9 protein-coding genes are annotated in these 12,472 nt (G+C 40.9%); 5 read left to right on the plus strand and 4 right to left on the minus strand.

Annotation, left to right across the window (positions count from 1 at the left end):
• Positions 1-119 precede the first annotated feature (119 nt).
• Both VCA1004_RS05165 and VCA1004_RS05170 read right to left on the minus strand, forming a co-directional pair.
• Positions 120-1,601, minus strand: a complete 1,482-nt coding sequence (locus VCA1004_RS05165) for a diguanylate cyclase domain-containing protein (RefSeq protein ID WP_086984459.1) — start codon at positions 1,599-1,601, stop codon at positions 120-122.
• Positions 1,602-1,710: 109 nt separating this feature from the next.
• Positions 1,711-3,402: a mechanosensitive ion channel domain-containing protein gene (locus VCA1004_RS05170; protein ID WP_086984458.1), complete on the minus strand. Its 1,692-nt coding sequence runs from the start codon at positions 3,400-3,402 to the stop codon at positions 1,711-1,713.
• A 254-nt stretch (positions 3,403-3,656) separates the two neighbouring features.
• Here VCA1004_RS05170 and speA point away from each other — a divergent pair, with 254 nt between their 5' ends.
• The 3 genes from speA to VCA1004_RS05185 all read left to right on the plus strand — a co-directional run bounded on the left by speA (position 3,657) and on the right by VCA1004_RS05185 (position 7,339).
• Entirely contained in the window at positions 3,657-5,570 is a 1,914-nt protein-coding gene (speA, locus tag VCA1004_RS05175) for a biosynthetic arginine decarboxylase (RefSeq protein WP_086984457.1), read from the plus strand.
• A 159-nt stretch (positions 5,571-5,729) separates the two neighbouring features.
• The gene (speB, locus tag VCA1004_RS05180; RefSeq protein ID WP_086984456.1) at positions 5,730-6,665 is read left to right on the plus strand and encodes an agmatinase; all 936 of its coding nucleotides are present in this window, start codon (positions 5,730-5,732) and stop codon (positions 6,663-6,665) included.
• A gap of 233 nt (positions 6,666-6,898) precedes the next feature.
• The gene (locus VCA1004_RS05185; RefSeq protein ID WP_086984455.1) at positions 6,899-7,339 is read left to right on the plus strand and encodes a hypothetical protein; all 441 of its coding nucleotides are present in this window, start codon (positions 6,899-6,901) and stop codon (positions 7,337-7,339) included.
• A gap of 41 nt (positions 7,340-7,380) precedes the next feature.
• Here VCA1004_RS05185 and VCA1004_RS05190 read toward each other — a convergent pair whose 3' ends face one another.
• A complete protein-coding gene (locus tag VCA1004_RS05190) occupies positions 7,381-8,298 on the minus strand; it encodes a 1-aminocyclopropane-1-carboxylate deaminase/D-cysteine desulfhydrase (RefSeq protein ID WP_086984454.1) in 918 nt (305 codons plus the stop codon).
• Positions 8,299-8,477: 179 nt separating this feature from the next.
• A complete protein-coding gene (locus VCA1004_RS05195; RefSeq protein WP_086984453.1) occupies positions 8,478-10,856 on the minus strand; it encodes a YgiQ family radical SAM protein in 2,379 nt (792 codons plus the stop codon).
• A gap of 128 nt (positions 10,857-10,984) precedes the next feature.
• Between VCA1004_RS05195 and elbB the strand changes: the two genes are divergently transcribed.
• Positions 10,985-11,635, plus strand: a complete 651-nt coding sequence (gene elbB, locus VCA1004_RS05200; protein WP_086984452.1) for an isoprenoid biosynthesis glyoxalase ElbB — start codon at positions 10,985-10,987, stop codon at positions 11,633-11,635.
• 131 nt (positions 11,636-11,766) lie between these two features.
• Positions 11,767-12,441, plus strand: a complete 675-nt coding sequence (locus VCA1004_RS05205) for a hypothetical protein (RefSeq protein ID WP_126000521.1) — start codon at positions 11,767-11,769, stop codon at positions 12,439-12,441.
• Positions 12,442-12,472: the final 31 nt, after the last annotated feature.

The following is a 12,472-nucleotide window of genomic DNA, read 5'->3' on the forward strand; positions in this document are numbered from 1 at the left end:
GTCGGAGAATATTGACATCCTTATTTTTAGTCATGAAATACAATAGATTATTTATAAGTGGGTGTTTTTTAATTGATACTGAAGATGCTCAATCAGTCTTTGGCAAAACATTGTTCGAGTTACAGTATGGAGTCCACTTGCTTAAAGTATTCTTGATAAATGACGGCTTTATTTCGACCACTTTCTTTAGCTTTATACAGCGCTTTGTCAGCATGAAATATAGCCTCAGCTAAACTATTTTCTACGGTTGTACATTCATAAATACCTGCACTGATGGTAAATTTTATCTGTAAGTGTGAAATATTAGCAACTTTATAACGAATGAGCTCAGCAATGAGATAAGCTTGATTTTTAGTTATTTTATTGAGTAAAAGTACAAACTCTTCTCCGCCGTAGCGAGAAACTAAAATATGTTCAGATTCGAATTTTTTAAATATGTCGGCGACGGCTTTGATCACTTTGTCACCTTCATCGTGCCCATATCTATCATTAATTGATTTGAATGAATCGATGTCAAAAATGATAATGGAATAATTAGACTTGAGATTTAATTCTTTACTATATTCCATAAAACTACGCCTATTATTTAAGCCAGTAAGGAAATCTTTTTTTTCTTCCATTAAAATACGGTTATGATGAGTCCTTAAGCCCCAAGTTAGGCCAATAATCACTAAGATTAAACTAAGTAAAGTTAATAGTAATCCATCCCATAATAGGTTGGTTGATTCATTGAGGTCTTTTTGTGGTATGCCTGCAGCAATAACCCAATCAAGGTTAGGGTAATATTTATAGACAGCTGTTTTCAACACGATGTTTCCATCAGGCATAGTGATATGGTAACTGAAGGTGCCTTGATGTTCTTTTTTTGCTCTAGTAATGAATTTTTCAATATTGGCCCCTGCAATATCATGAATAGATTTGCCTTGATAGAGAGGGTGTAAGATAAGCTTGCCTTTTGTATTAAATACAAAAACATAACCAGCTTGCTCAAAAGAGTACATGCTTAATTTTTTCTTGAGTACCTCTTTATCAATTAAATCGATGATTTCATCTTTGTAAACTGAAGTATGAATAATACAACCATCGTGAAGCTTAAGTGTATAGGCAAGTTTTAATTGTTCACTTGTATCATTTGGGTTTTTCCAAGGATATTCAAAAAATGATTCAGATAATGATAATTGCTTTTTAATTATGTCAATATTGGATATGTCTTTTGACATCATGAATGGATGAGAAATTAGAGTGCCTTGCGGGTTTATAATTGAGATATAGCCATTTTTTCCAATGTGAATATTTTTAATTAATTGATCTAAATTATTATTTAGAAGATGTCTGTCAAAAGGGGGGGGATTTGTATGAGAGATTTCGACCATATTTTTTATAGTGAAGGCAATTCCTTTTAAGTAATTGCGGATAGACTCATTGACGGTCGCATCAATAATGTCATAGCTTGCTTCAACCGAAGTGTTTAAAATGGTTTTGGTGCTATCTTCTAAACACTTCTTTACATTGGAATATTGTTTTATTGTATAAGCAATAGAAATGATAATAATAATCGATAGTAATACTATTGGAATAATGGACAATTTTTTATTGGTCATCTGCTCTCAATCCATGAAGCTCACAACGGCAAGCTTCAAGGCTAGCATATTCAAAGTTAAGAATATGGTGTGAAATCAATAAAGAGTAGATTAATATAAAAAATTCATATTAATTGGACGATTTTTTATTGGCAAATATGAAATCATCACTATTACTGATATGAAGATGAACATCTCGTTGTGGGTAAGGAATATTAATACCAGCAGCATCAAAGCGCATTTTGACTTCTCGGGTGCAATCTCGCATCACATCAACGTAGTCTTCAGTGCGTACCCAAGGTCTAACGATGAAATCGACTGAAGATTCCCCTAAGGTATTGACTTTAATAATGGGGGCCGGTGTTTTTAAGACTCGTTCGTCTGCCGCTAGAATTTCAGCAAAAATCTTTTCAGCTTCAGGAATGGAGTCGTTATAACCAATCCCAAACACCATGTCGACACGACGCACTTTTTCATAGGTTCGGTTGATGATCACTTCCATCCAGATTTTAGAGTTAGGAACAATCAGGACTTCATTATCAAACGTTCGAATGGTGGTATTTACCAAACTCACATCACTGACCGTACCTTCCACTCCCGCTGCATTAATCCAATCGCCTTCATCGAACGGACGATAAATTAACAGCATCATGCCAGAAGCAAAGTTGGATAGGGTATCTTGCAAGGCAAAACCAATGATAATACCAGCGACACCAAGACCGGCAATCACTGGGGTTAAATCGAGTCCAACTTGTGCGAGCGCAATCAATAAGGCAACGCAAAAAATCAATTTTACCGACATCGATAAAATAAACTGTTGCATTAAATTACTAAGTTTTAAGTGGGGCGCTTTCACCGCTCGAGAAAGAATATGCAGAACTATTTTGGACAATACTCTCGCAATCACCATGATGAGCATAAACATGAAGACATTAAAAACCATGTTGGGGCTATTTTTAATGAACCACGAATTAAATTGACCACCCCAACTGACGATAGTGGATTTTAATACCGCCCAACTGAGTAGATCATGCGTAATATCACCGGTAGCCGTAAACAGTTCATGTCTTAATTCAACGGTGTTGATGTCCAGAGCATCCGCCGTATCAGCAAGGCGAGATAACGCGCGGCTGTAGGTATTAATATCACGCTGTAAATAAGAGATTTCTAAATTAATTTTATCGACTTGGGCTGCGGGCAAACCTTCTAATTGCTTTTGCAATGATTCCTTATGGGTTAACGCGTAATTGAGCGCTGCGGAAGTGTAGTGTGATAAATCTTGCAGCTGAATTTTAAAATCTTCCAGCGATTGATCAACATTGACACCTAATGATTGCAACCAAGCATAATTTTGATATTGCTCAGAATACAACGCCGCTTGCGCCACCCGTAATTCATTCATTGGGATCTGCATTAATAGGCGGTCTTCTTTACTCGCTTGTTCAATGTCGGTTTGTAATGTGTTCAGCTTTTTTTCGATATAAGAAAGGTAAAATTGGTAATACTGGGTTTGTAATTGAATTTGTTGAATTAGAAACTCGTTATTCGACGACTCTTTTTCCACCGCATTTCTTAATTCATTACGCAACTTTTCATTCATATTATAAATTTCAAGTTGAATAATAGAGAGCCTTTCGCCTTTTAACGTTTTTGCTTTATCTGCTAATGCCTTCATGTTATCGCTGATCTGAATGATCTCAGACTGGCTTAAGCTGGCTTCTTCTTGATCTTTATTTTGGCTGGTGGAAGGCGAGGTTTGTGCCAAAGAAATGTTTGAGAATGCACATGCCAAAATGAGTAAAAAACTTAAATAATATCTCATAATTACATCAACTTAGTGGTTATATTTTTTGAATGATATTGATCATTATTACTGACTTATGAGGAAACGCAACCTTGCTGATTAACTATCAACATTTTGATAACAAATTTATTCATATAGACGGCAAAATTTTCTCATTGGACTCAGGGGTATATTTATAAGTTAATGCGCGTGAAATGCCTAACAAGCCCTTACGCTTACCTTGGTAACTTATTGATTAAATATGGAAATACCTTTTATTGAGAGGAAATGATGTGGAAAATTGTTTGAACCTAGAACAAATTCGTGCCAACTACAACGTTCGCCATTGGAGCCAAGGCTTTTATGGCATTAATGATGCAGGAGAAATGACGGTTTCCCCACGTGCAGGGCAAGAACAGATTCAAGTGCCTTTAAGTGCGATAGTAAAGCAAATGGAAGCGCGTCATTTAACGCTGCCAGCGTTGGTTCGTTTTCCACAAATCCTACATCAACGTGTTCACAATGTGTGTGATGCGTTTAATCAAGCGATTGAAGAATACCATTATAGTAACCGCTATTTGTTGGTTTATCCGATCAAAGTAAACCAACAAAAAGAAGTGGTTGATGAAATATTAGCCAGCCAAAAAGAGCTTGAACAAAAGCAACTTGGTTTAGAAGCGGGCAGTAAACCGGAGTTGCTTGCCGTATTAGCGTTAGCTCAGCAAGCCAGCTCGGTCATTGTATGTAATGGTTACAAAGACCGTGAATACATTCGCCTGGCCTTAATTGGTGAGAAATTAGGGCATAAAGTGTTTATCGTGTTAGAGAAACTCTCAGAGCTCGATCTGGTGTTATCTGAAGCCAAATCATTAGGCGTAACACCGCGTATGGGCTTGCGTATTCGTTTAGCATCACAAGGTGCAGGTAAATGGCAATCGAGCGGCGGCGAAAAATCAAAATTTGGTTTATCAGCAAGCCAAGTATTAACTGTGATCAATCGCTTAAAAGCCGAAGATCAATTAGCGACCTTACAATTAGTGCATTTTCATTTAGGTTCACAAATGGCCAATATACGTGATGTGCGTAATGGGGTGAGTGAAGCGGCCCGTTTTTACTGCGAATTACGTGATATTGGTGCGCAGCTGGAATACATGGATGTTGGTGGTGGTTTGGCGGTGGATTACGATGGTACACGTAGCCAGTCTCACAGTTCCATGAACTACGGTTTGGCAGAATACGCTCGTAATATCGTGGCAACCATTGGTGATATTTGCCAGTTGTACCACCAACCAGAACCGACCATTATTTCAGAATCAGGTCGTTCATTAACCGCGCACCATGCGGTATTGATCACCAATGTGATAGGCACTGAAAGTTATAAGCCAGAAGAGATTTTAGCGCCAGAGTTGGACGCACCAACGCTACTGCATAACATGTGGCGTAATTGGGAAATTTTGTCACAAGGCACCGATGATCGTGCTTTGATTGAGATATACAACGATACACAAAGTGATTTAGCTGAAGCACATAGCCAGTTTGCGACCGGTGTGATCAACTTGCAGCATCGTGCTTGGGCAGAGCAAGTGTGTTTACGTATTTGTTATGAACTACGTCAGCAATTGAATAATAAAAATCGGTTTCATCGCCCAATTTTAGATGAATTGAACGAGCGTTTGGCAGATAAGTTTTTCGTGAACTTCTCTTTGTTTCAATCGTTGCCGGATGCGTGGGGGATTGATCAGGTGTTTCCTGTGATGCCACTTACTAATTTGAATCAAGTCGAACAAACGCGTGCCGTGATGCTCGACATTACTTGTGATTCCGATGGCGTAGTAGACCAATATGTGGATGGTCAAGGCATTGAAACCACGCTGCCAGTACCTCGTTGGGATAAAGACACCCCGTATTTAATGGGCTTTTTCCTGGTCGGGGCGTATCAAGAAATTCTTGGTGATATGCATAACTTATTTGGTGATAGTCATTCGGTTGTGGTGAAGGTGAATGAACAAGGTGAGCCAGAAATTGTCTCGGTTAATGAAGGCGATACGGTAGAAGATATGTTGCGTTATGTGCATATCGATGTTGATGATATTCGTCGTAACTATCGTGAGTTGGTGGCAAGCCGTGTTGCAAGTGGTGAACAAGAAGCGATCTTAGCAGAATTAGAGCAGGGACTTTCGGGTTACACCTATTTGGAAGATATTTAATATTTTTTATCACCTTGATATTTGAAGTTGCCGTTTCGTTGACAGCGTTCATTCGCCTTGCGGCAACGTCAATGATTTTAGGTCTATGTTGAGTGGCAGTTTGAACTGAAATGAATCATAAACTGCCATTTCATCTTGCTGTATTTAAAAGGATTAACAATGAGCCAATTTGATGATCTGTTTAGCAAGCCAGATTACTCGCTGTACTCAAACTCAATGAGCTTTGTACGTCGCCCTATGGTGCAAAATCCCGTACAAGCTGACGCAGATGTGGTGGTACTAGGTGTACCGTTTGATATGGCAACATCTGGACGTTCGGGCGCACGTATGGGGCCAGATGCCATTCGACGCGCATCGGTAAATTTAGCGTGGGAGAGCAAGAAGTTTCCATGGGATTTTAATTTATTCCAACACACCAATGTGGTGGATGCGGGCGATTTAGTGTTTGATTGTGGGGATGCAGAAGATCTCACACAACGTTTGGAAGCCGCGGCAACCGACATTATCAGCAGTGGTAAAACGTTATTAAGTTTAGGTGGCGATCATTTCGTGACTTTGCCTTTATTGCGTGCACATGCGAAAAAATACGGTGAGATGGCGTTAATTCATTTTGATGCTCATACGGATACTTACAGCAATGGCAGTCGCTACGATCACGGCACTATGTTTTATCATGCGCCGAAAGAAGGGCTGATTTCACGTGAGCATTCAGTGCAAATTGGTATTCGCACGGAATATAAGCAACAAGGCCACGGCTTTAATGTGATTAATGCCATGGAAGCGAATGATCTTTCTGCCAGTGAGATGGTAGAGAAAATCAAAGCGATAGTGGGTGATAAACCCGTGTATCTCACCTTTGATATTGATTGCTTAGATCCTGCTTTTGCTCCGGGAACCGGTACGCCAGTATGCGGTGGCATGACCTCAGATAAAGTGTTGAAAATTATCCGTAACTTACAAGGTATTAATTTAGTGGGTATGGATGTGGTGGAAGTGTCACCGGCTTACGATCAAAGTGACATTACGGCGCTAGCGGGCGCAACGATTGCGTTAGATTTGTTGTATTTATGGACTCAACAACACATAGCTAAATAAATAGAGCTCTAATATGATACCAATCGTATTAATTATCTGATCATCTAATTCGTGAGATTGGTATGAGACTTGAAGAAGCACAATCTTTATCGGTTGTGCTTTTTTATCACTATGTTTATGAAATAAAAAAGCCAATTGTTCGGTCTTGTCATGTAATACCAGTTGTCTTAATTATCTGCATCTGAGGTTGATTAGTGTGATTGGTATAATCGAAAACTATTAAGGATGATTAAATGGAAACAAGACAAACTTCAAAGCTTGAAAATAAATTGGCGGTTTGCTTATTGGCATTAAGGCTAACCATTGCTTTAGTGTTCATGATGTGGGCATTGGATAAAATTTTTGTACCAGAACATGCTAGTAAAGTATTTGCGGCATTTTATAGTATGAACATTTCAAGTCATTTAGCGGTGGCTTTAGGGATAATACAAGTTGTTTTTGTCACAATATTTGCGCTTGGCTTATGTAAGAATGTGACCTATTTGTTGATTTTAATTTTTCATGCTGGCTCGACATTATCCGCGTTAACTAAGTATTTTGATCCATTCAATAATTTGTTATTTTTCGCGGCTTGGCCGATGTTAGCAGCGTGCTTTGTCTTGTATCTATTAAGAGAGTTTGATGTGTTAACTTTATCAAATCGAGCAAGAGAGATAAAAACAGTGAGGAGTTAAGGCTTTAAAGGAAGCGATACTTTTAAGATAAATTAACCCCATTAACCCAATTTACGCTGATAGCGTTTTTCCATACTCACATTACCCAGCAAGCCGCCTTGATGAATATACATCAGTGGCTTGTTTGGGTTGTGTTCCAACCAAGGTTGTAAACATTGCCACATGTAAGGGTCGTAAAGTAGGTCAAATTCCACACCGGTTTGCAGGCTAAGATCCAACCAAGTTTGATAATCGGCTGGGTAGAGTTTGCCAAAATGGTGCTTAGGTTTTAAGTCGGTTTGTAAGATAGTGGGATGTTCACAATACGAATGTAAACTTGGCACCAGTTCTTGAAATTGCTCAATAAGATAATCGTTACCACCAACACAAGCACACGTCACTACCTCAATGTTATGTGGAGCAAGGTATTTATTGAGAAATACTGCTGTTGTTCCAGTACCTGAGGGTAGGGCCACGGTGAGGCTTTCAAGCTTTTGTTGTTGATACCAATCTAGAATCTCTTGTGCCAGCTGCTTAATACCCATTTCTGCAATGGCGCTACGGCCACCTTCCGGTACGCTCAAGCAAGTTTCATCGGGTTTTCTAATCGATTGAATATAGTCAGTAGGGTGAAGATCGTGACTCATCGAGGCCATATCAATGATATTCGCGCCAAGATTGAGCGCAGCTTGATAATTACCAACTGGGTTTTGTTTAAGCCAGCTTGGAATGTGTGACACATAAAATTCCAGCTGCCAGCCTTTTAATTTGGCTAAGGCGGCGAGGCTATAAAGTGAATTAGCTTGGGGCGAACCATAACCAATTAAGGTGGTGATATTGGGATAGTCGCCTTCTAACAACGCCATAAATTTGCGAGCTTTATTACCTGAAAACTCGGGGTGGAGCAGGTCATCCCGTTTTAAGTAGAAAGGATGACCGTTGATGGTGTGTTGAGTAATAGGGGTGTTGGCTAATTTCATAATTAAATGTGAAGGTATAGTTCCTAGTTCCTAGTTCCTAGTTCCTAGTTCCTAGTTCCTAGTTCCTAGGTTACTTGGGGCTTTTGTTTCTCATCACTCGAATAGTACTTTGCATTTTCAAGCAACGAGCAGCAAGCAACGAGCAGTGTAGCGCCCGCAATACGAGTTACGCTCCATAACTATCTTGCGCGACTACCAGCCGGCTTGCCTTTGGGTTTACCTTTAAAACCACCCGGTTTATTCCCTGTGGTAGGTTTACCTTGCCCGCTCGGTTTACGGTTACCGCCAGTGGGCTTTTTATTGCCGTTGTTTTGTGGGGCACCGTTTTTGTGGCCATTATTATTAGAGCGATTACCTTGTGAACGTTCGCCACCTAAGCCCGGTTGACCTTTTGCTCCAGTGTGTTTGGTCGCAAAACGATTTGCACCATGACGGCCCGATTTACGGCGTTGCGCTGGGGTAAGAGCATCAACGGCATCTTCAGCCGGGACTAAACAGCTCGGCTTATCACCAATTAAGTGTTTTTTCCCCATATTGATCAGTGCTTCACGGATCAATGGCCAGTTAAGCGGGTCATGATAACGTAATAGAGCTTTATGCAAGCGACGTTGACGTTCCCCTTTAGCAACGGGCACATCTTCACGTTGTTTGTACTTCACCCGTTTTAGAGGGTTGGTTTCTGAGTAATACATAGACGTCGCATTACACATGGGTGATGGGTAGAAGTTTTGTACCTGATCACACTCAAAATTATTGCTCTTTAGCCACAATGCTAAGTTGAGCATGTCCTCATCTTCAGTCCCCGGATGCGCTGAAATAAAGTAAGGAATGAGATATTGCTTTTTACCGGCTTCCGCACTGTATTTTTCAAACATTTGCTTGAATTTGTCATAGGTGCCCATACCCGGTTTCATCATTTTATTGAGTGGGCCTTTTTCAGTATGTTCAGGGGCAATTTTCAAGTAACCGCCCACGTGGTGGGTCACTAATTCTTTGACATATTCTGGAGACTCAATCGCTAAATCGTAACGTACACCAGAGGCGATCATCACTTTTTTAATCCCAGGGACTTTACGCGCCGCACGGTATAAATCGATAGTGTGCTGGTGGTCGGTATCGAGCTTGTTACAGATCCCCGGGAACACACAAGAAGGACGACGACAGTTAGCTTCTGCTTTAGGATCGGAACAGCCTAAGCGATACATGTTGGCAGTTGGGCCACCAAGATCCGAAATAGTGCCAGTAAAACCGGGTACTTTGTCGCGAATTTCTTCTAACTCGGTCAAAATCGATTCTTGAGAACGGTTTTGAATAATACGACCTTCGTGCTCGGTAATTGAACAGAAAGAACAACCACCAAAACAGCCACGCATGATGTTGACCGAAGTTTTGATCATGTCATAAGCCGGAATTTTGGCTTTGCCGTACATTGGGTGCGGTCTACGTGCGTAAGGGAGCCCAAACACGAAATCCATTTCTTCAGTAGATAATGGAATTGGTGCTTGGTTAACCCATAACTCACGGTCACCATGTTTTTGAATCAAAGCACGGCCAGAATACGGGTTGGTTTCTAAATGCATTACACGGCTGGCGTGAGCATATAAAATTCGGTCATTGTTTAATTTTTCAAAGGGCGGCAAACGTACAGCGGTACTTTTTGAATCGTGACGAGGCTTACGTTCAAGTTTAATCGGTTGAGGTTGAATCTCGATTGCTTGCGCAGCGTTATTTGCAGCATCTTCAGCTTGTTGGTCTTTAGATTGAGTATCGCAGTTGCTTTCCACTTCATAGGGATTGACTGGCACAAAGACCGCTTTGCTTGGTTTCTCAATGCGTGATGAATCGATAATGGTGTAATGTTCAGGGGCAGCAGGTAAATTGACCGCAGTACCGCGAATGTTAGTCATTTCACTGATCGGTTCTTGATTGGCAAGGCGATGAGCCACTTCAACCAAGGCGCGTTCTGCGTTACCAAAAAGCAGAATATCGGCTTTGGCATCAAACAACACAGAGCGACGGACTTTATCTGACCAATAATCATAATGTGCGATGCGACGCAGACTCGCTTCAATACCACCCAGTACAATAGGGGTTTCTTTATAGGCTTCACGGCAACGTTGTGAATACACCAGCGTTGCGCGATCTGGACGTTTGCCACCTTCGTTATTTGGTGTGTAGGCATCGTCATGACGCAGCTTTCTATCCGCGGTATAACGGTTGATCATGGAATCCATGTTACCGGCAGTGATCCCAAAAAATAAATTGGGTTTACCGAGCTTCATAAAGTCGTTTTTATTGTCCCATTTAGGTTGTGCAATAATGCCGACCCGGAAACCTTGTGCTTCTAACAAACGACCAATGATGGCCATACCAAAACTTGGATGATCGACATAAGCATCACCAGTGACGATGATGACATCACAACTGTCCCAACCGAGTGCATCCATTTCTTTACGGCTCGTGGGTAGGAAAGGCGCAGGTCCGAAACACTCAGCCCAATATTTTGGATATTGGTTAATCGGTGTTGGCTTGCTGGTAAGTTGGATGTTGCTGTACATAAATTCACCTCAAATTTGGGATGCCAAAGTATACAGACTTCAAGCTAGATCGACTAGGATTAAAGAAACTATTTTTTATCTCATAGCCCTATGATTATAGGGGTTTAATCGACAATCAAGGAGTTTTCATGTCAAAACAAGTGGCGGTAATTTTAGCAGGATGTGGCGTTTTTGATGGATCGGAAATTAATGAGGTTGTGTTGACCTTGTTAGCCCTTGAAGAACAAAGTGTCGGCTATCAGTGCTTTGCTCCTAATATTGAACAAGCCCATGTGTTGGACCACCTGACAGGAGAAGAGCAATCCGGTTCACGTAATGTACTACAAGAAGCGGCACGTATTGTGCGTGGTAAGGTGAAAGATATTGCCGAGCTTGATGTCTCCCAATACGATGGCTTGATCATGACCGGTGGTTTTGGGGTCGCGAAAAACCTTTCTTCATTGGCTTTTAAAGGCGCTGAGTTTGATGTGTTGCCTTGCGTAGCGAAAACCATGAAAGCTTTTTATGCTGCGGGAAAAATTGCAGGTTATATGTGCATTGCGCCAGTGTTATTACCTAAAGTATTTGAAGGCGTGAAATGTACGATCGGTCATGACCCTGAAACGGCAGCGGTGATTACTTCATTAGGAGGCAAGCATGTGGAATGCCAAGTTAATGAGATCACGATTGATGAACACTATAAAGTGGTTACGACACCTGCGTACATGTTGGCGGACAACCTCATACAAGCGAAATCGGGTATTGATAAATTAGTCGCCAGTGTTTGTAAGGCATTATAACCGTTTCCATTTGTTCGAGATTCAAATTAACCCAGCTCTTGTGTTGGGTTAATGGCTTTTAATCAAGATCATTGGCGGATATTTTGTTAGAATGCGCGCCACTTTTCTTATTCAGTTGATGTGTTATTACCATGTATTCTTACTTGCTTAATGTTATTCCCCCCATGTTACTTGGGGCTCAATGCGTTTTATTAATGGTGCTGCTTAAAGGTGAAATTTGCCCTGGGCAACGTGGCCGTATTCATAAACAATTACCGGTAATTGGCGCATTATGGTTAGCAATAAGCCCTCTGTATTGGCCTTTGGCTTCAATTGGCGTGGTGATTCTTGCTTTCTTCTCTCAGGTAAAAGTGAGTAAAACACGCGATTCTGGACCGATTTGGTTATTACAAGTAGCTCTTGGCTTGGCGGCCGCTTTCACCATCTTCTTTATTCTTGGTAGTGAACGTCCGCAAGGGTTATTTATTTTATTCAGTATTGTATTTTTAGGGGCTGGACTAAGTCATATTTTATTGACCTTTGCTCGTACCCGCTTACAAGCTTTTCATCGTCTATTACCTGTAGTGGGAATTGTCGGAGCGATGCTGATTAGTCTTGCCGTCTTGTGGCAAACCCAGCAATACAGTTTGAACTATCTTCATCAAATTGTGTGGTGGTTAGTCGGTTGTTTTGCTTTAATTTTGCTTGGCATCCTAGGATCAAGTTGGCATATCTTCACACAGCAAACCATCACTAAATGGAAACCAGCATTAGGTTTTTGCTTGAGCTTTGTGGCGATGGTTGGTTTTGCCGCGCTGCTATTTTAATTTCAACTGTGACAAGGCTGAAATGATTAGG

Source organism: Vibrio aphrogenes, assembly GCF_002157735.2.
Taxonomy (GTDB): domain Bacteria; phylum Pseudomonadota; class Gammaproteobacteria; order Enterobacterales; family Vibrionaceae; genus Vibrio; species Vibrio aphrogenes.

What these genes read in the sequence shown, in the direction of transcription:
- VCA1004_RS05185 (WP_086984455.1), top strand. Translation starts at nt 6,899, where the DNA reads ATGGAAACAAGACAAACTTCAAAGCTTGAAAATAAATTGGCGGTTTGC.
- VCA1004_RS05190 (WP_086984454.1), bottom strand. Translation starts at nt 8,298, where the DNA reads ATGAAATTAGCCAACACCCCTATTACTCAACACACCATCAACGGTCAT.
- elbB (WP_086984452.1), top strand. Translation starts at nt 10,985, where the DNA reads ATGTCAAAACAAGTGGCGGTAATTTTAGCAGGATGTGGCGTTTTTGAT.
- speB (WP_086984456.1), top strand. Translation starts at nt 5,730, where the DNA reads ATGAGCCAATTTGATGATCTGTTTAGCAAGCCAGATTACTCGCTGTAC.
- VCA1004_RS05205 (WP_126000521.1), top strand. Translation starts at nt 11,767, where the DNA reads ATGTATTCTTACTTGCTTAATGTTATTCCCCCCATGTTACTTGGGGCT.
- VCA1004_RS05170 (WP_086984458.1), bottom strand. Translation starts at nt 3,402, where the DNA reads ATGAGATATTATTTAAGTTTTTTACTCATTTTGGCATGTGCATTCTCA.
- VCA1004_RS05195 (WP_086984453.1), bottom strand. Translation starts at nt 10,856, where the DNA reads ATGTACAGCAACATCCAACTTACCAGCAAGCCAACACCGATTAACCAA.
- VCA1004_RS05165 (WP_086984459.1), bottom strand. Translation starts at nt 1,601, where the DNA reads ATGACCAATAAAAAATTGTCCATTATTCCAATAGTATTACTATCGATT.